This is a genomic window from Arsukibacterium sp., assembly GCF_041616895.1.
In the GTDB taxonomy this organism is placed as follows: Bacteria; Pseudomonadota; Gammaproteobacteria; order Enterobacterales; family Alteromonadaceae; genus Alishewanella.
The window spans coordinates 25861-49691 of the sequence record NZ_JBFJPY010000013.1 but is presented as its reverse complement, the minus strand read 5'-3'; the positions used below and the strand labels follow the sequence as shown (position 1 = coordinate 49691).

Genomic DNA, 23831 nt, shown 5'->3' with positions numbered 1-23831 from the left:
CAGGCCTGAACCTCTTCAGTCTGAACCGCCGTCAAATAATGTGCCAGCACCAACGCTGCGTTGGCTGCACTCGGTTCATTACCATGCACACCGTAACCCAGCCAGATGATAACCGGTGCATCGCCGGCAATTTTTGTACCTTGTTTTGCCTGCTGCACATGTTGCTGACGGATCTGATCCAACCGACCTAAATTTTCAGGCGATGAAATAACCAACTGCAGCAACGGCCGTTGTTCGTGGCTATAACCTATTACTTCTAACATGGCATTGTCTGACTGGCGGGCCAGCTGCTCAAAATAATGCTGGATCTGATCATGCCGTGCATGCCAGTCACCCACAGCATGACCTAAGGTTTGTTGTGGAGAGGGTAGCCTGGTGTTAACCGGCTCATTAAAATATTGCGCCTGCGCCGTTGCGGCCCAGAGTGTGAAAAAAACCATTACACTCAGTTTCATGCCTGTTTCCTTTAATTTTTTTGCGCGCCCAGTTAGCCAGAAAGTACAGCAAAACTCAAGCAGGGCTGGCATCAGCGCCAGACAGAGAGTATGATAGCCATTAACCTAGTAATTTAGTCAGGTACTAAGATGATTTCTATTTCAGAACAGGCGCAAGCCCATTTTGCAAAGCTGCTGGAAAAACAAGCTGCCGGTACCAGCATCCGGGTATTTGTAGTTAACCCTGGCACGGCTCAGGCGGAGTGTGGTGTATCTTATTGTCCGGCAGATGCCATGGAAGATACCGACATTCAAATCGAATTTACCGGCTTTAATGCGGTAGTTGACGCAGAAAGTAAACCGTTTTTAGTTGACGCAGAAATTGATTTTGTGACCGATCAAATGGGATCACAACTGACCTTAAAAGCGCCGAACGCCAAAGTACGCAAGGTAAATGACAACGCACCTTTGATGGAACGGGTGCAGTACGTTATTGACGCTGAGATTAATCCGCAACTGGCCAATCATGGTGGCCGGGTATCCGTCATGGAATTAACTAACGACGGTGTCGCCGTGTTGCAATTCGGTGGTGGATGTAATGGTTGCTCGCAAGTTGATCTCACCCTGAAAGAGGGTATTGAAAAAGAATTGCTGGCCCGCTTTAGTGGCGAGTTAAATGGGGTTCGTGACATCACCGAACACCAGCGTGGTGAGCATTCTTACTACTAAGCCGCTAGCAGTTTATGGTATAACGACCCCGGTTAAGTTTATTTTCCGGGTTTTTTTATGCGTATGATTATTTTATTTGCTGCACTGTTTAGCCTTATTCTCGCACTCCCGGCTAAGGCTGCTGTCATGCTCATCTATCATCATGTTGCTGATGACACTCCGCGGGTAAGCAGTGTTACCGCCAAGGAACTGCGTCAGCACCTGCAATATTTCAAAGATAATGATTTCCAGGTTATTGCTCTGGATGTCCTGATTAACCAGCTGCGGAACAACCTGCCGATAGCTGACAATGCGGTGGTCATCACCTTTGATGACAGCTTTGAAAATAACTACACTACTGCTCATCCCATTCTGATGGAGTTTGGCTTTCCCTATACTATTTTTATCAGCCCGGGCAGTATTGATAACCGGGTTGGCCCGGTGCTGAGCTGGGATCAAGTAAGGAAGATGGCGGCAGACGGCGTACTGGTAGCGAATCATGCAATGAACCATGAGCATATGACCCAGCTGGAACCTGGCGAAAGCAAGGCTGACTGGCATAGTCGGATCAAGCACAACATTTTAGAAGCTGAACGCAGAATTCTGACCGAAACTGGCCAGAGCCATAAATGGCTGGCATACCCTTACGGCGAATTTAACAATGAACTGGAAACCCTGGTTGAAGCATTAGGCTTTATCGGTATTGGCCAGCAGTCCGGCGCCATTGGTGCCTCAACAAAACTCAGCAGGATCCCACGCTATCCGGCAGCCGGCCAGTATGCCGATTTAGCCAATCTTGCTCAGAAATTACGTACTTTAGCTTTTGATATAACGCATTACCTATCGGCTGATCAGCAAATAACTGATAACCCGCCAACGTTACGCCTGCAAATTAAGGTTAACGACTTTCTGCCTGGCCAGCTACGCTGTTACGCCGGTACCGAGGCACTTGAACCTGACTGGTTAAATGAGAATACCTTCGAAGTTACTGCGAGCAAACCATTGAATCGTGGCCGAAGCCGCTACAATTGCACTGCCCCGTCACTGACTAAAAAGGGCTACTTCTACTGGTATTCGCAGCCTTGGCTAAATTAGCGCTGTTGCAGCTGATACAGTACTAACGGGAAGTCAGCGAGGAGTTGCTCACGGTTAACCAGTGGCACTTCACCGGGTGCCATATCGGGTTTAAACATCGCGGCAACCTGGCCCTTTGGATTAATTAAAACTACCGAAGCACTATGGTCTACCAGATAATCCTGTGCAGTGGTGCTGCTCATGGCATACATTAATCCCAGCTCACGAACGAATGGAAACAGCTGATCGTGGCCCGCAGTTAACCCACTTAAAGCAGGTTGGTTAAAATACTCGACGTACTGCTGCAACTGCTCCGGGGTATCGCGCTGTGGGTCGACCGAAATAAACCAAATTTGCAGTGGCTGCTCCAGACTGGCTGCCAGCTCTGCCTGCACTCCAGCCAGCTTGGCCAACGTTAACGGGCAAATATCCGGACAATAGGTATAGCCAACAAACGCCAGGGTCCATTTTCCCATTAAATCTTCGCGGCCACGACGCTGCTTTTCCTGGTCTATCAGAGTAAATTCGGACAGATTGCGTGGTTGCGGATAAACCAGTGCCTGCTGCGGTAATGGCTGATGCTGCCAAAGTAAATACAGCATCACACCTGCAACCACGGCAGCAGCAGATAAGATTAAAACGATTAAATTACGAAACATAAAAAGGTGACACCTTAAAATAGTGATCCAACAGCAACACTAAAAACAGCACCATTAAATGAACAATGGAGAACTTGAACGTAGCCATTGCGGTTGTAGTGTCTGCATTAAATTTTAATTTCCAGGCATATTGTAAAAATCGTAAATTCAGTAAGGTACTACCCAGTAAATATACCGCCCCGGTCATACCGACAATGTAAGGCAGTAAACACACCAGACACAATAACACCGTGTACAACAAAATGGCGCTTTTGGTGTATTCAATACCGTGCGTCACCGGCAGCATCGGCATATTTACTTTGGCGTAATCATCTCGTCGATGAATGGCCAACGCCCAAAAATGCGGTGGCGTCCAGGCAAAAATAATCATCACTAACAGTAGTGCATAACCATGAATTTCACCCGAAACCGCTGTCCAGCCAAGTAAAGGAGGCATAGCCCCTGCCAGGCCACCAATCACGATATTTTGTGGTGTGGCACGTTTCAGAAACATGGTATAGACCACTGCATAACCAAACAAACTAAGCAACGTCAGCCAGGCGGTTAGCGGGTTAACTCCCAGATAAAGCAAGACAAAGCCGGTTGCTGCCAGTGCGCAGGCGAACGCTATGGCTTGCTGGGAACTGACCCGCCCTTTGGCTACCGGCCTGCTATGGGTCCGCGCCATCTGGGCGTCAATCCGCTGGTCGACCACATGGTTAAGGGCCGCAGCAGCGCCCGATAACAGGCCAATGCCAATGGTGGCAAAAACCACTACCGCGAGATCAGGTAAGCCCGGAGAAGCCAGCATCATGCCCACCCAGGCTGTCAGCACCAGTAGCGCGACGACTTTAGGCTTTGTCAGTTCAAGATAGTCGCGCCAGCGTGAAATACTATGACGAGTTGCTGTTATAGCCGCCATTTATGCCTCCTTTCCCACGGGGCGGTATAACTGATACACCACCACTATCATGATCATCAGTAAGTTCGCGCCGACAAAATTATGTGCCACGGCGTTCACCAATGGCAAATGCAGTACCACATTTAACAGACCCAGTATAAATTGCAACAACAAAACACCGCCCATAGCCAGGGCAAAATTCTGCATGACTTTCGTCTGAGCCCGCTTATACAACAGCACGGCGAACCAACTAACGATCCCGAGTGTAATAAAGGCGCCCAGCCGATGAAATACATGTACTGTCTGGCGGGCTTCGGCAGACATCACCCCATACTCATAGTCACTGTATCCAAGATGTAAATCAAAGGCTTCATCAAGTGCCAGCCGGCTTAGCCAGCCAGCTTCACAAACCGGCAACTCAATACAAGCTAAGGCGGCATAATTAGCCGCAGTCCAGCCGCCAAGCCCAATCTGAATCATGACTACCAGCGCAGCGACTATGGCCAGCGGTTTCAAACTATTTAATGCCGGCTCTGTTTGCCGCAACCCCGGTGACAATTGCATCCAATATAACGCCAGCAAGCAGTAAAGGGTAAAGCCCCCTAACAAATGAGCCAATACCACTATCGGTAATAAACTCATGGTAACTGTCCAGGCCCCCAACGCTGCCTGGAAAATCACCAGAAGCAACAGCACGATAGGAAGCGTACGTGGCTGGCGGACCTTACTAAAAAAGCTGGACATAAATATGGCAGCAATTAATAAGCCCAACGTACCGGCCAGATAACGATGGATCATCTCATTCCAGGCTTTATGAGGCTCTAAAGGCCTATCTGGAAATGCCTGCGCCGCCAACGCAATGCTTTCAGGTTTTTCGGGCACCTTTAAAAAGCCATAGCAGCCTGGCCAGTCCGGACATCCTAAGCCCGCGTCGGTTAAACGGGTAAAAGCACCATATATAATTACTACCATCGTTAGCAGCAAGGTAACGGATACCAACCATTTATGTCTGGTCATACACTGGTCCTGTCATAATTTAGCAGCTTTAATAAGTCGTAGCGGATGTTCCGGGCAATCTGCGCCATCTGCTCGTCCTGCTCCGGCATCGGATAGCTCAGTAGCACCAGGCCTTTTTGGTCAACCAGTAAAATTTGCTGTGAGAGCGCAGCAACGTTCGCGGGTATGGCCTGCTGAATATCGAACATCGGATAAAGCTCAGGTTGTTGCAATGACCCTATAACCACTGGCTGAACCTGCTCTTGCTTGCGTCCCAGACCAATATAGAGCTGTTTTACCGTGTGCAACGCGTTCTGACAGCGCTGCTGACAAGGTGAATCGGTTAACAACACGATCCGCCAATGCTTTTTCTCGCCAGTGATATCATTCAGCAGAAAAATTTCCTGCTTCAGCCACTCTCCCTTGCTGGATGACCCCGGATTAAACCAACCCATTTCGAGTACCAGCTTTGCTCCCGCCAGCGGCAGAGCACAACATAAAACGAAAAGCAGCACAAATTTATTCTTGTTCATTTTCACTCCCGCTGCGCCGAGCAGCAGCAATCGCCACTGCCACTACGGCGATTGCCAGCATAAACCATTGAAAGGCATAACCATGATGTTTTTCTGGTGGCATAACCACCGCGTTGTAGTGGGGCAGAAACGGGCTGTCACCTTGTTGAAATAACATAATCGGCAATGCGTTTACCGGTAATTGCGCAGCCATTTGCTCCAGCTCAGGTTGCTGAATTCGCTGTGGCCACCCGTCTTTTTCAGTGTTGGCACCCAGTCTGAAGCCCCCTACTTCACTGCGTATAAGGCCGTGCAGCGAGAGCTGCAGCGGAATTGTTAGCTCAGGAAATACGGAACGGTCATTACCGCCGGCGACCCAGCCCAGATTAACCAGCAGTATTGGGCTGACAGTATTGTGCTGCACCGGAATAATCACATCGTAGCCGACTTTGCCCTCCACAATCTGGTTATCCAGCAACCAGACATAAGGTTGCAGCCAGCGGCCCTGACTGGCAAACAGCACGCCGTCCGCCTCGCTTGCTGTCAACCCAGCCAGCTGTTGCCAGTTCAGGGCGCCTTGTTGCTGAAGTTGTTCGAGCTGACTGATTTGAATCGCTTTTTCTTCTGCCCGTTGCAACTGCCAGAAGCCAAGCTTGCTTAATATTGCAAAAGCCGTCACAGTAATTAGCAACCATACTTTATGAATGCCAAAATAACGGCCGAATAATTTAAACCGCATAATTGGCTAACCGGAGATTAAAAAGGATGTTGCTTAAGCTTGTTATCATCGCACTACTACTATTTATTGTTTTCAACTTATTCCGGGCCGGAATTGTCATGTTGCGTAACGATCCGGAACAAAAACAAATGTCACGCTTTCTCGGGCGTCGGGTATTTTTATCAGTATTAGTATTATTAGTGATTATGCTGGCCATGGCACTGGGCTGGATAACACCCAACCCCAGGCCTTACTGAAACCGCTGGTTACAGCATGTACACAATAACAAATAAACAAATCCACACCACATCAACGAAGTGCCAGTACCAGGCAGCAGCCTGAAAGGCAAAGTGCTTCTCTGGGGTGAAATGCCCCTTTAGCACTCTGAAAAACACAAACAGCAGGATGATAGCACCCAGGGTAACATGCAGGCCGTGAAAGCCGGTCAGTAAGAAAAACGTATTGCCGTAAAATCCAGAATCTAATCTTAAGCCCAAGTCCCGATAAGCATGAATGTATTCATAAACCTGCAGACTTAGAAAAGTCGCGCCTAACAGTAACGTTAGCAACAACATCAACTTTAACTGGCCACGTTTCTGCTGTTCAAGGCCGGTATGGGCAAAATGTAAGGTAATGGACGACACGACCAGAATAGCCGTGTTAATTAATGGCAAACCGGTCCAGGGCATGGCCTGAGTTTCAATTCCACCAGGCGTTTTAAGTAATGGCCATACCGGTTCGAAGTTGGGCCAAAGCAGCTCGAATGTCATGGCATTATTGCTCGAGCCCCCAAGCCACTGCATCGCAATCATCCGGCCGTAAAACAACGCACCGAAAAAGGCCATAAAGAACATCACTTCAGAGACGATAAACCAGCTCATGCCCTGGCGAAACGAGCGATCCATCTGTGCACTGTATAAGCCACTCATCGACTCATCAATCACATTTCTGAACCAACCCACCAGCATAAATACCAGCACAGCAAAGCCTAACAGCAGTAAATAACCACCAAAGCCACTTTGCTGATTACTGATGTCGATTACCAGATGCCCTGCGCCAAAAGCAATAAAAAACAGCGCGATCGCACCAACAATAGGCCACGGACTCTGAGCGGGAACATAATATTTTTCATAGGTTTTTGTTGTCATCTTATTCCCCAATATTATTTTGTTGTGGTTGCTGAGCTGCCCAGGCCTGAGTGACATCGTACAGAGTGTAATTCAGGGTTATGGTATTAAATTGAGCCGGCAAAGCCGGGTCGACATAAAACTGTAACGGCATCAGCATATTTTTACCGCCAGCCAGTTGTTGCTGGCTGAAGCAAAAACATTCAATTTTATTAAAATACAGCGCTGCCTGACCCGGCGATACAGACGGAACGGCCTGACCGACAATCATCCGGCCAGTCGGGTTTTCCGCCAGATAATTCATAATATGAATTTCGCCGGGGTGCACTGTCATGCTCTGTACTTCTGGTGCAAATACCCAGGGCATGTCTTTGTTTGGTCGCGCCAGGAACTCAATGGTAATCACCCGGCTGGTGTCAATAATTGCATTGTCACCTGTTGCTGCAACTGCCGCAGTTTTACCATTAATGCCAGTTAAATCGCAGAACACGTCGTAAAGTGGGACCAGAGCGAAGCCAAAGCCAAACATAGCCAGCGCTATCAGGATCAACTTGCCAATTAACGGTTTGTTCTGCGCCATGGTCGATTCCTTACTTAATGACCGGAGGTGTTTCAAAGGTATGATATGGCGCTGGCGATGGCACTTCCCATTCCAGACCTTCTGCACCTTCCCATACCTGATCGGTTGCTTGCACGCCGCCACGGGCACACTTAATCAATACCCAGACAAAAATCAGCTGTGATAAACCAAACAGGAAACCGCCAATACTAATAAAGGCATTAAAGTCAGCAAATTGCAGTGCGTAATCCGGGATCCGACGTGGCATGCCCGCTAAACCTACAAAATGCATCGGGAAGAACAGCAGGTTGACCGAAATCAACGAGCACCAGAAATGCCAGCGGCCAAGGCTTTCGTCATACATAAAGCCGGTCCATTTTGGCAACCAGTAATACACCGCTGCCACAATGGAGAAAATGGCACCCGTCACCAGTACATAATGAAAATGCGCAACCACAAAGTAGGTATCGTGATACTGGAAATCTGCCGGCGTTATTGCCAGCATCAGGCCAGAAAAGCCACCAATGGTAAACAGCACAATAAAGGCCAGGGCAAACATCATCGGCACTTCAAATGTCATCGCGCCACGCCACATTGTTGCCACCCAGTTAAACACTTTTACCCCGGTTGGCACCGCAATCAGCATGGTGGCGTACATAAAGAACAGCGTGGCGAACACCGGCATACCGGTGGTAAACATATGGTGCGCCCACACCAGGAATGACAGGATAGCGATACTTGCTGTGGCATAAACCATAGAGGCATACCCAAATAGCTTTTTCCGGGCAAAGGTAGGAATAATAGCCGAGACAATACCAAAGGCAGGTAAAATCATAATGTACACTTCGGGATGGCCGAAAAACCAGAAAATGTGTTGAAACAGCACCGGATCCCCGCCGCCGGCAGCATCAAAGAAGCTGGTACCAAAGTATTTATCTGTTAATACCATCGTAACCACACCTGCCAGCACAGGCATCACCATAATTAACAGGAATGCTGTAATAAACCAGGTCCAGACAAACAGTGGCATCTTCATCCAGGTCATGCCGGGTGCCCGCATATTCCAGATGGTAACAATGACGTTGATCGCCCCCATAATCGAGGATATACCCATGATATGCACAGAAAACACAAACAGGGCTGTACTGTCACCGCTATACGTGGTGGAAAGTGGTGCATAGAAGGTCCAGCCAAAGCTTGGGCCACCACCTGGCATAAACAACGACAATAACAGGATCAGGAAGGCAAAAGGCAGTATCCAGAAACTCCAGTTATTCATCCGGGGCAACGCCATATCTGGCGCGCCAATCATCATCGGAATCATCCAGTTTGCCAGCCCGGTAAAGGCAGGCATTACTGCCCCAAATACCATAATAAGACCATGTACTGTGGTCATCTGATTGAAGAAGTGTGGCTCAACAAATTGCATACCCGGCTGAAATAGCTCCAGCCGGATGATCATTGCCATGGTGCCACCAATAAAAAACATGATTAACGCAAACACCAGGTACATGGTGCCGATATCTTTATGGTTGGTGGTGTAAAGCCAGCGTTTTATGCCGCCAGGTTTATGATCATGATGCTCATGCTCGTGGTCATGCTGCGATTCATGGTCATGTGGTTCAGTAGTTACTACAGACATTATTATTCTCCCTCACCCTGCTGCACTTTATAAACGTCGGCGGCTTGAATGGCCTCTCCGGTGTCGTTACCCCAGGCATTGCGGGTGTAAGTCAGGACAGATGCTAATTCTTTTAAGCTTAACTGGCGGCCAAACGCCTGCATTGAAGTGCCGGCTTTGCCGTTTAATACGATATCAATGTGGGCAGTTTTGTCATTTAAGATAAGTTGACTGCCTGCCAGAGAGGGAAAAATACCAGGTAAACCAGCACCATTAGGTTGATGACATGCCGCGCAATAGGCAATGTAAGTGCGCTCGCCGTTGGCCATCAGCTCAGACATATCCATATTCATCGCCAACAATTCCTGCTCTGCGGCTTTTTCCTGTGCAATCCGGGTTTCTTCGCCAGCCTTCCACGCAGCGTAGTCGTCAGGGCTTTTTGCTATCACCACTATCGGCATGTAAGCATGATCTTTACCACAAAGCTCTGCACATTGACCCCGATAAATTCCAGGCTCCTCGACCCGGGTCCAGGCTTCGTTGATAAACCCTGGGTTAGCGTCCTTTTTAATGGCAAATGCCGGTACCCACCAGGAATGAATAACATCATCAGAGGTCATCAGGAAACGAACTTTCTGGCCGGTGGGGATAATCAGGGGTCTGTCCACTTCTAACAGATAATTTTCACCTTTGGCAAAACGGTTGGTTATCTGCTCACGAGGCGTAGCCAGTACAGAGAAGTATTCCAGATCACTGCCCAGGTATTTATAATGCCACTTCCATTGCGAACCTGTTATCTGAACCGTGACATCCGCTGCAGAGGTGTCGTCCATGGCAATGAGCGTTTTGGAAGCAGGTATAGCCATACCAATTAAGATTACCACCGGTATAGCGGTCCAAAGAATTTCTATTTTGGTACTTTCGTGAAATTGAGCTGGTTGCACGCCCCGCGCTTTTCGGTGTAACAGGATAGAGACAAACATAATCCCGAAAACCACTGCCCCGATAACACAGCAAATCCAGAAAATCAGCATGTGCAGGCTGTAAACCTCCTGACTGATCTCCGTTACGCCCCTGGTCATATTTAAAGGCATAGCTGCTGCATTAGCCGAAGCGGCTAAAAGCAAGGTCGGCAGCGTCCAACGTATACTACTCGTCTTCGCCACTGTACTTCTCCTCTGTCATTTGCAAAGCAAACCGCAGAAACCTGTACACAGTAATACACGGCGAATACCGATAGAATATACGGTGAATACCGCTAGCCCCCGAACCTATGTATGACGTTTCTTTAGTTTATTATTGTTATAGTTTTTTTAATTTTAACTGCCCGCGCAGTATCCCAAAACGGTAACCGATATTTTTTTCGGCAACCTTTGTCTAAGAATCATCCAAATCACCGTCAGTGTAAACCCCTAAATAACAAAAGCGCCGGCAAAACCAACAGGTCGTACCAGCGCTTCTATTAACAAATAACTTATTGAGCTAATAGTTTTTTATAACCAACTGCCATTTCGAATTACCCCAACAGCCAATCCTTCGATGGCAAACTGTTGTTGGCGCAGGTCTACTTTAATTACATCAAAATCTTTATTTTCAGGCTGTAACAACACCTGGTGACCATCGCGTTGAAACCTCTTAACCGTGACATCCTCATCAACCCTGGCAACAATTACCTGTCCAGGCTGAGCCTGGGAAGTTTTATGCACGGCCAGCAAATCACCATCCAGAATACCAATATCCTGCATGCTCATTCCCTGCACTTTAAGTAAAAAGTCAGCGTGCGGTTTAAATAAGTGTCCATCCACTTTGTAATGATTCTGTACGTGTTCTGCTGCCAGAATGGGTTGCCCGGCAGCAACTTTACCTATCAAGGGTAAACCCAGCTGCTCTGGTTCATTCTCGTCTTCTAATAAGCGAATGCCGCGCGAGGTGCCCGGCATCATAGTCAGAACGCCTTTCTTTGCCAGTGCTTTTAAATGCTCTTCTGCTGCATTGGCCGATTTAAAGCCGAGCTGGCTGGCAATTTCCGCCCGGGTTGGCGGCATACCGGTCTCGGCCTGATAATCTTTGATAAGTTGCAAAATTTCTGCCTGACGCGGCGTAAGTGGTCTCATAATGCTGGCTACCTATACAGTGGTTACTGTGAGTATATACAGCCTTTTGCCAATTGCCAAGTTTTTGTCTGCACGACAAATTTGCCAGTTTCTGCTTCCGTGATATTCTGGCAAGTCTGTGTTCATGGTCGGTATTTGTATGTTTTCTTTGTTGTCATTGTGTACCGCGTTATTAAAATGGCCATTGCGACTGCTGGTTAAGTTTAAGATTGTTCCTGACCACCCGGTCAGTGACTTGGCGCTGGATATTGACAGACCCATTTTCTATGTCTGTCATACAGAGTCTGCCAGCGATCTCGCCACGTTACGTCGGGTGTGCCAGCAGCTAAATCTGCCGGATCCACTGCAGTCAGTTACGCTAGACGGCACGGTACTGGCCCGTACGCTATTTCTCGAAAAGCCTCATAGTGTCATTGGCGGCAGGAGTAAAACCCGGGCACTGCGCCAGGGCCAGCAGTTGCTGCAACTTCATCTTGCTAACCCTGAATTGAACGCACAACTGGTGCCCGTTGCAATATTGTGGGGCCGGGCGCCCGGTAAGGAAAACAGTATAAAATGGTTGCTGGGCGAAGCAAATGCGCCACATTGGCTGGCTAAGTTTATGATTGTACTGGTGTCAGGCCGCCACACTCTGGTCCGGTTAAGCCGGGCAGTCTCCCTGACTCAGATGGCAGCGCAATTTGGTGATAAACCGGATACTGCCCGCAAACTGCTGCGCATGTCACGATTTCATTTTTACCGGCAAAAACTGGCTGCTACCGGGCCTAAACTGGTTAATCGCAGCCAGCTTTTCAACGCTTTACTGGCATCACCCGCGTTAAAGCAAGCAATAGAAGATGAAGCACGCTCAAAAAAAGTGTCACTTAAAGTCGCCCGGCAGAACGCCCACAAACTGTTGCAAGAAATCGCTGCAGACTATCGTGAATCCACTTTGCGCGTGGGTGACAGGATACTGAGCTGGCTCTGGAAAAAACTTTACAGCGGTATCAAAATAAATAACGCAGATATGCTGCGTGATTTGGCACAAAAGGGGCATGAAATTGTCTATGTACCCTGTCATCGCAGCCATATGGACTACCTGCTATTAAGTTATGTTATTTATCATCAGGGCCTGGTGCCGCCGCATATTGCCGCCGGTATCAATTTAAACTTCTGGCCGGCTGGTACTATCTTTCGGCGTGGCGGCGCGTTTTTTATCCGGCGCAGCTTTAGTGGCAATAAATTGTATTCTGCAGTTTTTCGGGAATATCTTAGTCAACTGTTTAGTAAAGGTTACGCCGTAAAATATTACTCCGAAGGTGGCCGCAGCCGCACCGGCAGGCTGTTGCAACCTAAAACCGGCATGTTGGCCATGACGGTGCAATCGATGCTGCGGGGTATAGAACGCCCCGTGACGCTGGTACCGGTATATCTGGGCTACGAGCACGTGATGGAAGTCAGTACCTATGTCAACGAGCTACAGGGATCGGGTAAAAAGAAAGAATCCATCGGCGGCGTACTAAAGGCTATTCGCAATTTACGGGATTATGGTTACGGCTATGTCAGTTTTGGCGAGCCTATTCAACTTAATCAGTACCTTAATCAGCAGGTAAGTGACTGGAAGAGTCAAATTCATCCACTGGAAGTGCAAAAGCCAACCTGGTTAAACCCGCTGGTCGCTAAACTGGCGAATCAGGTAATGCAGCACATTAATCAGGCTGCGGCGCTAAACGCCACCAACCTGATTGCCTTAAGTATTCTTGCCACTGATAAGCATGTGCTAACCCGGAATGAACTGGTCCAGCAACTGAGCTTTTATCTGAATTTACAGCGCCAGGTGCCCTACCACCCCCAGGTTAGTTTGCCTGAAGGAGATGCCGACAGTCTTATTGCTCACGCCCTTAATCTACAGAAGGTGCAAAGCACCACCGACGGCTTTGGCGAGCTAATCGGATTAAATGCAGAGCATAGTGTGTTAGCCAGCTATTACAAAAATAACGTGCTGCATTTATTTATGCTGCCTTCGTTATTGGCCTCATCAGTACTGCATCAGCGCAGCATCAGTAGTGAGCAGTTACTCAGTGATATTGAACAGCTATACCCATTGCTTAAAGCTGAACTATTTTTATATGTCAGCTCTTTACGCACTTACTGCCAGGCGTTACTGCAATTTATGACCGAACAAGGCTTAATTGAGTCTGATGGCGTTAACTTTTACGCCCCTGCCCAGCAAAGCAGGCACTATTTTATGCTAAGCCTGCTGGCCCATAATGCTGAAGACACCTTGCAGCGCTACGCTATCGTGTTAAATCTGATTGTGGCGAAGGGGCCGCTAAACCGCACAGACCTGGAAAACAGAGGGCATGAACTGGCTCAGCGGCTGCTGCATTTACACGGCATTGTTGCACCGGAATATTATGACAAAGGGTTGTTTGCCACCCTGATCAATGCCCTGAAAGAGGCTGGGATCAGCCATACTAACAGCAGTAATCAGGTATGCAGCAGTCCACGGCTACAGCAGCTGACACAAACCGTGAATACATTACTGAGAAACGACATTCTGCAAACGTTGCAAAGCATTATGCCAGAGGATGCTGCGCCCTAACGGGCGCTGGCATAGCGGCGAATAACCCCTTCCTGCATGGTTGACGCGACCAGTTCACCGTTACGGTTAAAAAACTGGCCTCGCACCAGGCCCCGGCCGCCACTGGCCCGAGGGCTGTCTACGGCATACAACAGCCAGTCGTCGAAACGAAAGTCCTGGTGAAACCACATCGCATGATCAATCGTCGCCACTTGCATATTTGCTGCCATAAAGGATGCACCATGTGGCTGTAACGCTGTTGGCAGAAAATTAAAGTCTGACGCATAGGCCAGTAGATATTTATGTACCCGGATATCATCTGGCATATTACCATTTGCTTTAAACCAGACGTAACGCTTCGGTGCGCTGACTTGCGGCTGAAACGGATTTTGAAAATCGACCGGCCGCATCTCTATCGGTTTCTCACAAATAAATTTGCTGCGCAGGCTTTCGGGTATTAATGAAGCATGCTGCTGATAAAATGCCAGATCGGATACCAAGTCATCAGGCTCAGGCACCTCCGGCATAGGATCGTAGTGATTAAACCCCTGCTCTTCTGTCTGAAACGAGGCGGTCATGTAGAAAATAGGCTTACCGTACTGAATCGCACTGACCCGGCGGGTGCTGAAACTTTTACCATCCCGAATCGCTTCAACCTCATAAACGATCGGTTTACTGGCGTCACCTGGTCGCAAAAAATAAGAGTGAAATGAATGCACCTTGCGCTCTTCGGTCAGGGTTTCTTTTGCGGCTGACAATGCCTGACCCATGACCTGACCGCCAAAAACGGCTTTAAAGCCTAAATCCTGACTTTGTCCCCGATACAGCCCTAACTCAATCGTTTCTAATTTTAGCAACGATAACAAATTCTCTAATACCTGACTCATTCAGCGGTCCTTTTGCTACACTCTGCAGTCTCTATTCTGCCGCAAAGCGAGGGGCCTGGCAAAGATGAACTACTGGTTATTTAAAACCGAACCGGACGAATGCAGTATTGATGACTTTGCGCAGGCTCCCACCACACCCATAGTCTGGGAGGGGGTTCGCAATTATCAGGCCAGGAACTTTCTGCGGGATAATATCGTCGTTGGTGACCAGGTTTTTATTTATCATTCCAGTTGCAAGGATATTGGCATAGCTGGCGTTGCCAGTGTGGTTAAATCGGCGTACCCAGACCCCAGCCAGTTTGATCGCAGCAGTCACTATTTTGATAATAAAGCCACTAAGCAGAAACCACGTTGGGTAGCTGTCGATTTGCAGTTTGTTTGTAAACTGCCCCAACTGATCAGACTGGACAAGTTAAAAAATGTAGCTACTCTGAATGAGTTGCCGCTGGTACGTAAAGGCAACAGACTTTCTGTTATGCCTGTTACTTGTGCTCAATGGCTAACCATAGTGGCGCTTTCCCAACCGGCCTGACTGAATCCAAAAATTTAAGTCCCTGCAGTTGGAGCCAGGTATGATTCAAGAGCGGCGCCAGACGGATAAGGATATGCATTATTTCTGGGAAGAACTGAATTTAGCACAGAAGTTTTCTGTAGCAGAGTTACAACGATTCGGCTATGAATTACGATTTGTACGGCAGCAAGACAACCAAAAAATAGCCGTGTTGTTTGCTGGCAATAAAATGGCAGCAATAGATAACGAAGGTCAGATTAATACCGAGCCTAAAGTTATTCTCAGACATTGAGGTCACGTTGCTTCTGTTTGATACGCATAATGTACACGTATCAGCTAACGTTTAATCCTGACAAATTAAGCATCACGAACAGTAAACAGCCGGCAAGTGCCGGCTGTTTTTTATCGTCTTTAGGCCGGTATTATTCAGCCAGTTGCGCAGTAATGTAAGCAGCAACCTGCTGCTCTAACACCGCTAACGGTACGCTGCCATTGCCTAATACAACGTCATGAAAACGACGGATATCGAATTTATCTGCCAGTTGCTGCTGCGCATCGGCTCTTAAACGCCTGATGGTGATTTCACCTAACTTATAAGATAACGCCTGTGCTGGCCAGCTGATGTAACGATCTATCTCAGTGGTCACGTTATGTATTGATAAGGCTGTGTTTGCGGCCAGAAAGTCGATAGCCTGCTGTCGGCTCCAGCCCATGCTATGCATACCCGTATCGACCACCAACCTGGCTGCCCGCCACATTTCGTAAGTCAGGCGGCCAAAATTGCTGTAAGGGTCATCGTAAAACCCCATCTCAAGCCCAAGATATTCGGCATACAAGCCCCAGCCCTCACCAAAAGCAGAGGTATAAAAACTACGCCGGTAGTCCGGTAAGCTGGCTTGCTCGCGAGCCAGCGAGATTTGCAAATGATGACCCGGTACCGCTTCGTGCAAGGTTAGCGCTGGCATCTCGTATAACGGCCGACGATTCAATGCATAGGTATTTACCCAGTAAAATCCCGCCTGATCATCGCGCGATGCGCCCGCATACCGGCCGGTCGTGTACTTTGGCGCAATTTCCGCGGGCACCGGCACCACCCCATAAGGCGTGCGTGGCAATGTTTTAAATAACCGGGGCAGCTCTGCATCCGCCTGCTTAGACAACCAGGCAGCGTACCGCATTAACTCCTGCTCAGATTGCGGATAAAACTGCGGATCGGTGCGTAAGAACTGAATAAAATCGGCAAAACTACCGGCAAAGTCTAATTGCGTAATAATGGCCTGCATCTCAGCGCGAATCCGCTTTACCTCTGCCAGCCCGGTATCGTGAACTTGCCGTGGGGTCAGCTTAAGTGTGGTGTAATGCTCAAGTCTGTTCTGGTAAAACGCGGCACCGTCGACTAACGCACTGGCAGCAATAGTATCGCGGGCACCGGGAATATAATCCTGTACCATAAAGTCATAATATGCCTGATATGCCGGATTAATGTCCTGCAAAATAATCTGCTGTGCACTGTCCTGCAGCTGTCGCCACTTGGTATCGCTAATGCTGTCTGGCTTCGTCATAAATGGCCGGTAAAAAACGCTGGCCGTCATATCATCTGTGATATACGAACTAATACTGTGTTCAAAACCTTTCAGTACCGCTTTGGGTTGGGTAATTCCGGTCAACAATCCCTGACGCATCCAGTCTGTCTGTTGTTGCATATAACGCGGGACAGTCGCCAGCTTCTGCAGATAGTTCTCATAGTCGGCCAGCTGGCGAAAGGCACTGCGCTGCAACATCATTGCCACGGACGTGTGAAACCCCGATTCTGACGTCAGCGGCGTTAAATGTGCATTAAACCGGTACTCATCAATATCATTAGCTAACCGGTACAACAGGATGGCATGGTTAATCTGATTTTGCTCTGACAACTGCGCAACATCCACCTGCTGTAATTGTTGCTGCCAATTTAACCGTTGCTGCTGGCGGGCACTTAATGCTGCCGGCGACATATCGGGCATCCGGTCGGGTTCACTGGCGGTCAGGGTGGTTTCAGCCTGCCAAAGTTGCTCGGCTAACTGGGTAAAGCGCTGGTCGGGATCCTGCTGCAGCGGCCCTGTCGCACATCCGGCCAGACTTACCAGTAAGCATGTTATCGTAAGCATAATTCGCATCGGGTTGATCCTTTGAGCTGTGTTGTTAACGATTGTAACCTGATTTAGCCGCGAATAAAGCCACTTAAACTTGCAAATCGTGTCGCTGAGCCGAGATTTAACCATCGGTTTGCCGCTATTTTCAGCGACTGAACGATTTTGTTTACATAGCATGTTGCCAGCGAGCCGGATTCGGTTACTATGGGATCAGAAAAAAATAATAAAAAGAATGGCCCCGGAGCTCAATATCGTCTTATGAAGTATCAGGACTCGCTGCAACAAGCGCTGGAAAAAGCGGGCTTAGTCAAAGCTTTCCTGCAGCATAACCAACTTGCTATTCACCCTATCAATTATGCGGTGGCCTACGACTATATCAGCGGCAACAATGCAGGCCTGTGTCACGCCATTGAGCAAAAACTCGCCAGCAAAGCAACTTTTGATGACTTTATTATGGTCGAGCTTTATCAGCGTTGGCTGGCAGACGAAAATGCGCAGCAAGAACAACTGCTGCATGAGGTAACCGGTATTGTTGGCCGTCTATCTGGCTATACTGATTTGGCCGCAGAGGCTACAGGTCAGTTTCTTCAACAATTAGAACAACAGTTATATGACCTTACAAATGCGCCCGCTAAGGTAGCGGATATCGCCGGAATTATTATGGCGCAGGCGCAGTCTTATCAGCAACAGCAGCAGCAGTTACATAGCCAGCTTGCCATGGCGAACAAACAGAGCCATCAGTTACGACATGAACTTGAACAGCTTAAGTTAGAGCGAATGCAGGACCCGCTAACCGGCCTTTACAATCGGATTGCCATGCAAAATCAGGTTGATGTTTGGTTATCGGAACAACCGGAGCGGCGAATTGCTGCCATTGTGGTCGATATTGATCATTTCAGTCGGTTTAATCAGGATTATGGGCAGACTATCGGCGATGTTATTCTGAGCAAGGTGGCACGAAAAGTGGGTAGTTATGTACAAGCCAGCGGAATGCCGGTGCGTTCAGGGGGCGAAGAGTTTTTATTGCTGCTACCTGATATCGACCTGCGTACTGCCAATGAAATCGCTGAGCAGGTGCGTAAAGGCGTTGAGAAACTTCGGTTTGTGTCATCCCGCGACAAGAAAAGCCTGCCTAAGGTCACTATTTCACTGGGGGTATCGTTGTTTCAGGCCAAAGAAAGCTGGTATCAGTTTTTAGCACGTAGCTCGCAAGTGTTAAAGTTGGCCAAAGCACGAGGCCGCAACCAGGTGGCCGATGAATTAATGTTGCTTGCTGGCTGAACCTGACAGCACCTGTCACGTATACACACAGCAGTTGGCTAGCGCGGTCAATTCTTTTACACTAGTTACTCTTTTTAGCGCTGAAACAGGCAACTTCATGACTGAACCAACACACAACACAACCGACTTCGGCTATAAAACCGTCCCTGCCGCAGAGAAAGTATCTCTGGTAGCGAACGTGTTTCATTCAGTTGCTGCCAAATATGACATTATGAATGACGTGATGTCGCTGGGTATTCACCGGCTGTGGAAGCGTTTTACCCTTGATTGCAGTGGGGTCAGACCCGGCCAGCATGTGCTTGATCTGGCTGGAGGCACCGGCGACATTGCGGCATTGTTCTCTCGTCGGGTAGGTGCAAATGGTAAAGTCGTGTTGGCCGACATTAACGAGTCAATGCTTAACGTAGGTCGCGATAAATTACGTGACTTAGGCCTGATTAATAACATTGAATTTGTGCAGGCAAATGCTGAAGCCCTGCCTTTCGCCGACAATAGTTTTGATATTATCAGCATCGGCTTTGGCCTGAGAAACGTCACCGACAAAGCCGCCGCGTTAAAATCGATGTTTCGGGTTCTGAAACCGGGTGGCCGTTTACTGGTGCTGGAGTTCTCCAAACCTGAACAGCAGTGGCTAAGTAAAGTATACGATATGTATTCGTTTAAATTACTGCCCGTCATGGGCCAGCTAATTGCCAATGACAAAGAAAGCTACCAGTATCTGGCAGAGTCAATCCGGATGCACCCGGATCAGGAAACACTAAAAACCATGATGGCCGAAGCCGGCTTTGCTGAAGTGAGCTACCACAACCTTACCGGTGGTATTGTGGCATTGCATCGCGGTTTTAAGTTCTGATGTTGCAAGCCCTGCTGCCTCAATTGTTATGTGCCAGTGCCGAGCGCCTGTGCCATAGCTTGATCAGCATGGATAGCGGAGCCAGTGAGCGTTTAAGCAAACTACAGGGTAAACAATTAGCCTTTACCTTGCGTGAATTTAAGCTGAGACTGGTGCTGACTGCCGGTAGCGACCGCTTGTTGTTCAACCAGCATAACGAAGCCGTGGATTGCGCCATCAGTACCGACTTAGCCAGCTTACGCCAACTTCGTGACGCCAGCCAGTTAACCCGGCTGATTAAAGCCGATGCGCTGCAAATCGAGGGAGATATCCAGGTTGCGCAGCAATACAGCTATTTTTTGCAACGTCTGAACCCCGACTGGCAGGAAGCACTAGCCGGCTATGTCGGCGATGCAATGGCCCATAAAATTGGTTTGAGTATTGGCCAGTTGCAACATTACATACAGCAAAAAGCGTCCTTACTTGATCAGAGTGTCACCATGCTGGCTCAGGACGAGCTGCTGCTCAGCCCAACCAGTATTGAGTTACAGCAATTTAGCCAAGATGTCAGTGAGCTCAGTGCCAGAGTTGACCGGCTTATCGCCCGCCTGCCAGGCCAGAAGGAGTAACCGTTGCGATTCAGCCGTTTTTACCATATTCAGAAAACGTTGTTGCAGTACGGTCTTGATGAATTGATACCGCCAGCATGGCAACCCTGGTACGCCCGCAGCATGCGTAAAAGTGCGTTTTGGTTGTATAACCGTTACCCTGATTATCCGGTGGGCAAACGGCTCAGGCTGGCATTACAGAGCCTCGGCCCGGTCTGGATCAAGTTTGGCCAGATGCTGTCGACAAGGCGTGATTTATTACCTGCCGATATCGCCGACGAACTCGCCAAGCTGCAGGACAAGGTAGACCCTTTTCCCGGCGAGCAGGCTCAGCAGCTTATTGAACACGCCCTGGGCCTGACAGATATCAGTGAATTGTTCAGTAACTTTAGCGTAGTACCGCTGGCTTCGGCCTCAATAGCTCAGGTGCATGCTGCAGTGCTGCGCCAACCCGACGGCAGCGAAGCAGATGTCGTCATCAAGGTGATCCGGCCCGATATTCTTAAACAAATTATTGCGGATCTTGATTTAATGGATGGCCTGGCAGGCATTGCTGCCCGTTACTTACCCGATGGTAAACGCCTGCGACCACGTGAAGTGGTATCTGAATATCGTAAAACCATTATTGATGAGCTTGACCTGCAGCGCGAAGCCGCCAATGCTATTCAGTTGCGTCGTAATTTTGAAGGCTCTGATTCTTTATATATTCCCTATGTACATAGTGATTACAGCCGTCCTAATGTGATGGTGATGGAGCGGATCTACGGCATACCCGTGTCCGACATCGCGGCACTAAACGCCCAGCACACCGACATGGAGCTGCTGGCAAAACGCGGGGTAGAGGTGTTTTTCACGCAGGTATTTCGCGACAGTTTTTTCCATGCCGATATGCACCCAGGCAATATCTTTGTGTCGCGGGAGCATCCGTACAACCCGAAGTACATTGGTATTGATTGCGGCATAGTCGGCACCTTAAACAGTGAAGACAAGCGTTATCTGGCTGAGAACTTTGTCGCGTTCTTTAACCGCGACTATCGTAAAGTCGCTCAGCTGCACCTTGACTCCGGTTGGGTGCCACTTGATACCAACGTGGAAGAGTTTGAAAGCGCGATCAGAACAGTCTGTGAGCCCATTTTTCAAAAACCACTGGCTGACATTTCGTTCGGCCATGTATTACTAAACTTATTCAGCACCGCCCGCCGTTTCAATATGCAGGTACAGCCACAATTAGTACTGTTACAAAAAACCCTGCTGTATGTTGAAGGGCTTGGCCGGCAGCTCTATCCGCAATTAGATCTGTGGAAAACCGCTAAACCATTTTTAGAAAGCTGGGTAAAACAACAAGTCGGGTTACCCGCGTTATGGCGCCAGGTGAAAGACAATGCACCTTTCTGGGCTGAAAAACTGCCACAGATGCCAACCTTATTACATCGGTATCTGGAACAGGGGCCTAAACAACAGACGATGCTGCTACAGCAGTTGCAGTTGCTGCAGCTGCAACAGCACAAAACCACGCGGCAAATTGTTGCAGCAGCACTTGCCGCAGGCACCCTGATAAGTGGTACTATAGCGCTAAGTTTTGGAGCGCTATGGCTGGCGGGGGCGTTGCTTGGCGGGGCTATCTTTTTCGCTGCAAAAGCACTATTGTCATAAAGTTGTTGCACACTGGCTTAGCAACTTCAGCATAGATTACAGAGGTAATTGTTATGGGTTTTGGCGGCATTAGTATTTGGCAATTGTTAATTGTTCTGGCCATTATTGTGGTGTTATTCGGCACCAAAAAGTTACGTGGCATTGGCACCGACCTAGGTTCGGCCATTAAGGGCTTTCGCAGCTCTATCAAAGATGAGCCCGCTGCAGAAGACGATACTCCAGAAAAACTGGCAGAGCAAAAACGTAGTCACAGCGATATTCAGACCGACGCTAGCAAACAGTCAGAGAAAGATAAAAACTAAATGGGTTTCTGGGAGCTGCTGGTTATTGCGGTTATTGCCTTGCTGGTGTTGGGGCCTGAACGGCTGCCCGGGGCCATCCGCAGTACCGTAAAAACCATTCGCAGCATTAAACAATTTGGCAGCCAGATGCAGGCCGAACTCAGCGAGAATCTGCGGGTGCACGAACTGCATCAGAAATTAAAAGATGCTGAAAGTAAAAACCTGCTTAACCTGAGCTCTGATGAACAAGCCGCGCTGGACGAGCTGCGGGCTGCCGCTAAATCGGTGAACCCGCCGGCAACAGACATAGCGAAAGCGAAAGCTTTGGCACCGGCAACCACCCCAGAAGACAAAAAACCGATTGACCCTGACAATGAAAAATAAACCGGAAGCCGATAGCCTGCTTGGCCATTTACTGGAACTTCGCAATCGTTTATTACGCTGCGTTATTGCGGTAATAGTGGTATTTGCCTGTCTCGCTTATTTTGCTGCAGATATTTATCAGCTGCTGGCGGCACCGCTTATAGCTGTGTTGCCTGAGGGCAGCAGTATGATTGCCACTGATGTTGCCGCGCCTTTTTTCGCGCCCTTTAAGCTTACCTTTATCGTTGCGATATGCCTGGCTATTCCTTATATCCTGTTGCAGGTATGGCAGTTTATCGCGCCCGCCCTCTATGGCAAAGAGAAACGCCTGGTCGCGCCATTGGTGATCAGCAGTACCTTATTATTTTATGGCGGCATTGCCTTTGCCTATTTTGTGGTGTTTCCGCTGGTGTTTGCTTTTTTTACCAGTGTCGCGCCGGTCGGAGTTACTGTTGCCACGGATATCAGCAGTTACCTCGACTTTGTACTAAAGCTGTTTTTTGCCTTTGGTTTATCATTCGAAATCCCCGTAGCCATTTTACTGCTGGTTTGGACCGGTACGGTAACCCCGGCCACGTTAGCCAGTAAACGGCCCTATATCATTGTCGGTGCTTTTGTATTGGGAATGCTACTTACCCCACCCGATGTATTATCACAAACCTTACTGGCGGTGCCAATGTGGTTGCTATTTGAAGCTGGCTTGTGGTTAAGCCGCTTTTATCAGCCGAAGACCGAGCCGGAACACACTGCAGAGGAAGAACAACAATAATGAACAAATCACTGTCTCTTGTCAGTAGCTTGCTGGTTGTCACTGCCAGCTCATTTTGCCCCCTGGTGCAGGCCAGCGAGCTATCAGATGCGCTTAATGAATGTAGGCAACAACAGAATGCCCTGAAACGACTGGTGTGTTACGACGAGATCAGTCTGCAGTCGGCTACCCAGCCGGTTGCTACCACTGTGCCCGTTGCTAACCAGATACAGGATAGTGCAGCAAGCACGGCGCAACCGGCAACGATAAGCCGCGCTGCTCCAGTTGCCAAAAGCACAGAAGCTGACAAAAACTTTGGTCTTGAACATAAGCAGACCGCTGAAAATAAAGCTGATCAGCTTTATTTTACCGTCAGTGCCATTAGCTATAGCCCGCGAAAAGAGTTGATTGTTGAATTTGATAATGGTCAGGTCTGGCGTCAATCCGGAACGGATTACTACAAAATAGCGGTTGGCGAAAAGCATTACGTTAAACGCGGACTGTTTAATTCGTTTAGCCTGGGCAACGACGATAATAATCGTACCGTAAAGGTTCGCCGGGTCGATTAGC

General features: G+C 48.7%; 27 protein-coding genes. 14 read left to right on the top strand and 13 right to left on the bottom strand.

The window, feature by feature from the left end; translation table 11 throughout:
- Positions 1–455 (bottom strand): M14 family zinc carboxypeptidase (locus tag ABY802_RS04155; protein ID WP_372625750.1); only part of this gene is annotated, 455 nt, incomplete at its 3' end.
- Positions 456–584: 129 nt separating this feature from the next.
- Between ABY802_RS04155 and nfuA the strand changes: the two genes are divergently transcribed.
- The gene (gene nfuA, locus ABY802_RS04150; RefSeq protein ID WP_372625749.1) at positions 585–1163 is read left to right on the top strand and encodes a Fe-S biogenesis protein NfuA; all 579 of its coding nucleotides are present in this window, start codon (positions 585–587) and stop codon (positions 1161–1163) included.
- Positions 1164–1220: 57 nt separating this feature from the next.
- The gene (locus ABY802_RS04145; RefSeq protein WP_372625748.1) at positions 1221–2237 is read left to right on the top strand and encodes a polysaccharide deacetylase family protein; all 1017 of its coding nucleotides are present in this window, start codon (positions 1221–1223) and stop codon (positions 2235–2237) included.
- Here the strand turns inward: ABY802_RS04145 and ABY802_RS04140 are convergent.
- The 5 genes from ABY802_RS04140 to ABY802_RS04120 are packed head-to-tail and all read right to left on the bottom strand — an operon-like array spanning position 2234 to position 6002.
- Entirely contained in the window at positions 2234–2875 is a 642-nt protein-coding gene (locus ABY802_RS04140) for an SCO family protein (protein WP_372625747.1), read from the bottom strand. The two genes, ABY802_RS04145 and ABY802_RS04140, sit on opposite strands and share 4 nt — an antisense overlap.
- Positions 2865–3776, bottom strand: coding sequence for a heme o synthase (gene cyoE, locus ABY802_RS04135; protein WP_372625746.1), 912 nt, complete (start codon positions 3774–3776; stop codon positions 2865–2867). The genes ABY802_RS04140 and cyoE overlap by 11 nt, the downstream gene beginning before the upstream one ends.
- Positions 3777–4772 carry a heme A synthase gene (locus ABY802_RS04130; protein ID WP_372625745.1) on the bottom strand — a complete coding sequence of 332 codons (996 nt, stop codon included), beginning with the start codon at positions 4770–4772 and terminating at the stop codon, positions 3777–3779. It abuts the gene before it with no gap.
- On the bottom strand, positions 4769–5284 hold the full coding sequence (locus ABY802_RS04125; protein ID WP_372625744.1) for a hypothetical protein: 516 nt from the start codon (positions 5282–5284) through the stop codon (positions 4769–4771). Before ABY802_RS04125 ends, ABY802_RS04130 begins: the two co-directional genes overlap by 4 nt.
- A complete protein-coding gene (locus ABY802_RS04120) occupies positions 5271–6002 on the bottom strand; it encodes an SURF1 family protein (RefSeq protein ID WP_372625743.1) in 732 nt (243 codons plus the stop codon). The genes ABY802_RS04125 and ABY802_RS04120 overlap by 14 nt, the downstream gene beginning before the upstream one ends.
- A gap of 26 nt (positions 6003–6028) precedes the next feature.
- Between ABY802_RS04120 and ABY802_RS04115 the strand changes: the two genes are divergently transcribed.
- Positions 6029–6238, top strand: coding sequence for a DUF2909 domain-containing protein (locus ABY802_RS04115; protein WP_372625742.1), 210 nt, complete (start codon positions 6029–6031; stop codon positions 6236–6238).
- Between the two features lie 9 nt (positions 6239–6247).
- On the opposite strand, the gene ABY802_RS04110 is transcribed toward ABY802_RS04115, so the two are convergent.
- The 5 genes from ABY802_RS04110 to lexA all read right to left on the bottom strand — a co-directional run bounded on the left by ABY802_RS04110 (position 6248) and on the right by lexA (position 11402).
- A complete protein-coding gene (locus tag ABY802_RS04110) occupies positions 6248–7129 on the bottom strand; it encodes a cytochrome c oxidase subunit 3 (RefSeq protein WP_372625740.1) in 882 nt (293 codons plus the stop codon).
- Between the two features lies 1 nt (position 7130).
- A complete protein-coding gene (locus ABY802_RS04105; protein ID WP_372625739.1) occupies positions 7131–7688 on the bottom strand; it encodes a cytochrome c oxidase assembly protein in 558 nt (185 codons plus the stop codon).
- Between the two features lie 10 nt (positions 7689–7698).
- Positions 7699–9309: a cytochrome c oxidase subunit I gene (gene ctaD, locus ABY802_RS04100; RefSeq protein WP_372625738.1), complete on the bottom strand. Its 1611-nt coding sequence runs from the start codon at positions 9307–9309 to the stop codon at positions 7699–7701.
- A gap of 2 nt (positions 9310–9311) precedes the next feature.
- Positions 9312–10382, bottom strand: a complete 1071-nt coding sequence (gene coxB / locus ABY802_RS04095; RefSeq protein ID WP_372625737.1) for a cytochrome c oxidase subunit II — start codon at positions 10380–10382, stop codon at positions 9312–9314.
- Positions 10383–10781: 399 nt separating this feature from the next.
- Positions 10782–11402: a transcriptional repressor LexA gene (gene lexA, locus ABY802_RS04090; RefSeq protein ID WP_372625736.1), complete on the bottom strand. Its 621-nt coding sequence runs from the start codon at positions 11400–11402 to the stop codon at positions 10782–10784.
- A gap of 139 nt (positions 11403–11541) precedes the next feature.
- Between lexA and plsB the strand changes: the two genes are divergently transcribed.
- Positions 11542–13986, top strand: coding sequence for a glycerol-3-phosphate 1-O-acyltransferase PlsB (plsB, locus tag ABY802_RS04085; RefSeq protein ID WP_372625735.1), 2445 nt, complete (start codon positions 11542–11544; stop codon positions 13984–13986).
- Here the strand turns inward: plsB and tesB are convergent.
- Positions 13983–14852: an acyl-CoA thioesterase II gene (gene tesB, locus ABY802_RS04080; protein ID WP_372625734.1), complete on the bottom strand. Its 870-nt coding sequence runs from the start codon at positions 14850–14852 to the stop codon at positions 13983–13985. The two genes, plsB and tesB, sit on opposite strands and share 4 nt — an antisense overlap.
- Before the next feature lie 64 nt (positions 14853–14916).
- Between tesB and ABY802_RS04075 the strand changes: the two genes are divergently transcribed.
- Positions 14917–15384 (top strand): EVE domain-containing protein, encoded by a 468-nt coding sequence (locus ABY802_RS04075; RefSeq protein WP_372625733.1) that lies wholly within the window; start codon positions 14917–14919, stop codon positions 15382–15384.
- A 40-nt stretch (positions 15385–15424) separates the two neighbouring features.
- Positions 15425–15655, top strand: coding sequence for a hypothetical protein (locus ABY802_RS04070; protein WP_372625732.1), 231 nt, complete (start codon positions 15425–15427; stop codon positions 15653–15655).
- A gap of 130 nt (positions 15656–15785) precedes the next feature.
- Here the strand turns inward: ABY802_RS04070 and ABY802_RS04065 are convergent, their stop codons facing one another.
- The gene (locus tag ABY802_RS04065) at positions 15786–17519 is read right to left on the bottom strand and encodes a DUF885 family protein (protein ID WP_372625731.1); all 1734 of its coding nucleotides are present in this window, start codon (positions 17517–17519) and stop codon (positions 15786–15788) included.
- A gap of 234 nt (positions 17520–17753) precedes the next feature.
- Between ABY802_RS04065 and ABY802_RS04060 the strand changes: the two genes are divergently transcribed.
- The 8 genes from ABY802_RS04060 to ABY802_RS04025 all read left to right on the top strand — a co-directional run bounded on the left by ABY802_RS04060 (position 17754) and on the right by ABY802_RS04025 (position 23830).
- Positions 17754–18776 (top strand): GGDEF domain-containing protein, encoded by a 1023-nt coding sequence (locus ABY802_RS04060; protein ID WP_372625730.1) that lies wholly within the window; start codon positions 17754–17756, stop codon positions 18774–18776.
- 97 nt (positions 18777–18873) lie between these two features.
- Positions 18874–19629, top strand: a complete 756-nt coding sequence (gene ubiE, locus ABY802_RS04055; RefSeq protein WP_372625729.1) for a bifunctional demethylmenaquinone methyltransferase/2-methoxy-6-polyprenyl-1,4-benzoquinol methylase UbiE — start codon at positions 18874–18876, stop codon at positions 19627–19629.
- The gene (locus ABY802_RS04050) at positions 19629–20237 is read left to right on the top strand and encodes an SCP2 domain-containing protein (protein ID WP_372625728.1); all 609 of its coding nucleotides are present in this window, start codon (positions 19629–19631) and stop codon (positions 20235–20237) included. The genes ubiE and ABY802_RS04050 overlap by 1 nt, the downstream gene beginning before the upstream one ends.
- A gap of 3 nt (positions 20238–20240) precedes the next feature.
- Positions 20241–21869 carry a ubiquinone biosynthesis regulatory protein kinase UbiB gene (gene ubiB, locus ABY802_RS04045; protein ID WP_372625727.1) on the top strand — a complete coding sequence of 543 codons (1629 nt, stop codon included), beginning with the start codon at positions 20241–20243 and terminating at the stop codon, positions 21867–21869.
- A 53-nt stretch (positions 21870–21922) separates the two neighbouring features.
- Positions 21923–22171 (top strand): twin-arginine translocase TatA/TatE family subunit, encoded by a 249-nt coding sequence (gene tatA / locus ABY802_RS04040; RefSeq protein ID WP_372625726.1) that lies wholly within the window; start codon positions 21923–21925, stop codon positions 22169–22171.
- Complete coding sequence (tatB, locus tag ABY802_RS04035) at positions 22172–22534, top strand: Sec-independent protein translocase protein TatB (protein WP_372625725.1); 363 nt, start codon at positions 22172–22174, stop codon at positions 22532–22534.
- Positions 22524–23282 (top strand): twin-arginine translocase subunit TatC, encoded by a 759-nt coding sequence (gene tatC / locus ABY802_RS04030; protein WP_372625724.1) that lies wholly within the window; start codon positions 22524–22526, stop codon positions 23280–23282. The genes tatB and tatC overlap by 11 nt, the downstream gene beginning before the upstream one ends.
- On the top strand, positions 23282–23830 hold the full coding sequence (locus tag ABY802_RS04025; protein WP_372625723.1) for a hypothetical protein: 549 nt from the start codon (positions 23282–23284) through the stop codon (positions 23828–23830). Before tatC ends, ABY802_RS04025 begins: the two co-directional genes overlap by 1 nt.
- Position 23831 lies beyond the last annotated feature (1 nt).

Bases quoted from the DNA above. Each gene is read 5' to 3' on its own strand.
- ABY802_RS04105 (WP_372625739.1), bottom strand. From the start codon at position 7,688: ATGGCGCAGAACAAACCGTTAATTGGCAAGTTGATCCTGATAGCGCTG.
- ubiE (WP_372625729.1), top strand. From the start codon at position 18,874: ATGACTGAACCAACACACAACACAACCGACTTCGGCTATAAAACCGTC.
- lexA (WP_372625736.1), bottom strand. From the start codon at position 11,402: ATGAGACCACTTACGCCGCGTCAGGCAGAAATTTTGCAACTTATCAAA.
- ABY802_RS04050 (WP_372625728.1), top strand. From the start codon at position 19,629: ATGTTGCAAGCCCTGCTGCCTCAATTGTTATGTGCCAGTGCCGAGCGC.
- tesB (WP_372625734.1), bottom strand. From the start codon at position 14,852: ATGAGTCAGGTATTAGAGAATTTGTTATCGTTGCTAAAATTAGAAACG.
- coxB (WP_372625737.1), bottom strand. From the start codon at position 10,382: ATGCCTTTAAATATGACCAGGGGCGTAACGGAGATCAGTCAGGAGGTT.
- ABY802_RS04075 (WP_372625733.1), top strand. From the start codon at position 14,917: ATGAACTACTGGTTATTTAAAACCGAACCGGACGAATGCAGTATTGAT.
- ABY802_RS04125 (WP_372625744.1), bottom strand. From the start codon at position 5,284: ATGAACAAGAATAAATTTGTGCTGCTTTTCGTTTTATGTTGTGCTCTG.
- ABY802_RS04130 (WP_372625745.1), bottom strand. From the start codon at position 4,772: ATGACCAGACATAAATGGTTGGTATCCGTTACCTTGCTGCTAACGATG.
- ABY802_RS04145 (WP_372625748.1), top strand. From the start codon at position 1,221: ATGCGTATGATTATTTTATTTGCTGCACTGTTTAGCCTTATTCTCGCA.
- nfuA (WP_372625749.1), top strand. From the start codon at position 585: ATGATTTCTATTTCAGAACAGGCGCAAGCCCATTTTGCAAAGCTGCTG.
- cyoE (WP_372625746.1), bottom strand. From the start codon at position 3,776: ATGGCGGCTATAACAGCAACTCGTCATAGTATTTCACGCTGGCGCGAC.
- ctaD (WP_372625738.1), bottom strand. From the start codon at position 9,309: ATGTCTGTAGTAACTACTGAACCACATGACCATGAATCGCAGCATGAC.
- tatB (WP_372625725.1), top strand. From the start codon at position 22,172: ATGGGTTTCTGGGAGCTGCTGGTTATTGCGGTTATTGCCTTGCTGGTG.
- tatA (WP_372625726.1), top strand. From the start codon at position 21,923: ATGGGTTTTGGCGGCATTAGTATTTGGCAATTGTTAATTGTTCTGGCC.
- ABY802_RS04140 (WP_372625747.1), bottom strand. From the start codon at position 2,875: ATGTTTCGTAATTTAATCGTTTTAATCTTATCTGCTGCTGCCGTGGTT.
- ABY802_RS04110 (WP_372625740.1), bottom strand. From the start codon at position 7,129: ATGACAACAAAAACCTATGAAAAATATTATGTTCCCGCTCAGAGTCCG.
- ABY802_RS04115 (WP_372625742.1), top strand. From the start codon at position 6,029: ATGTTGCTTAAGCTTGTTATCATCGCACTACTACTATTTATTGTTTTC.
- ABY802_RS04065 (WP_372625731.1), bottom strand. From the start codon at position 17,519: ATGCGAATTATGCTTACGATAACATGCTTACTGGTAAGTCTGGCCGGA.
- ABY802_RS04120 (WP_372625743.1), bottom strand. From the start codon at position 6,002: ATGCGGTTTAAATTATTCGGCCGTTATTTTGGCATTCATAAAGTATGG.
- tatC (WP_372625724.1), top strand. From the start codon at position 22,524: ATGAAAAATAAACCGGAAGCCGATAGCCTGCTTGGCCATTTACTGGAA.
- plsB (WP_372625735.1), top strand. From the start codon at position 11,542: ATGTTTTCTTTGTTGTCATTGTGTACCGCGTTATTAAAATGGCCATTG.
- ABY802_RS04070 (WP_372625732.1), top strand. From the start codon at position 15,425: ATGATTCAAGAGCGGCGCCAGACGGATAAGGATATGCATTATTTCTGG.
- ABY802_RS04060 (WP_372625730.1), top strand. From the start codon at position 17,754: ATGAAGTATCAGGACTCGCTGCAACAAGCGCTGGAAAAAGCGGGCTTA.
- ABY802_RS04025 (WP_372625723.1), top strand. From the start codon at position 23,282: ATGAACAAATCACTGTCTCTTGTCAGTAGCTTGCTGGTTGTCACTGCC.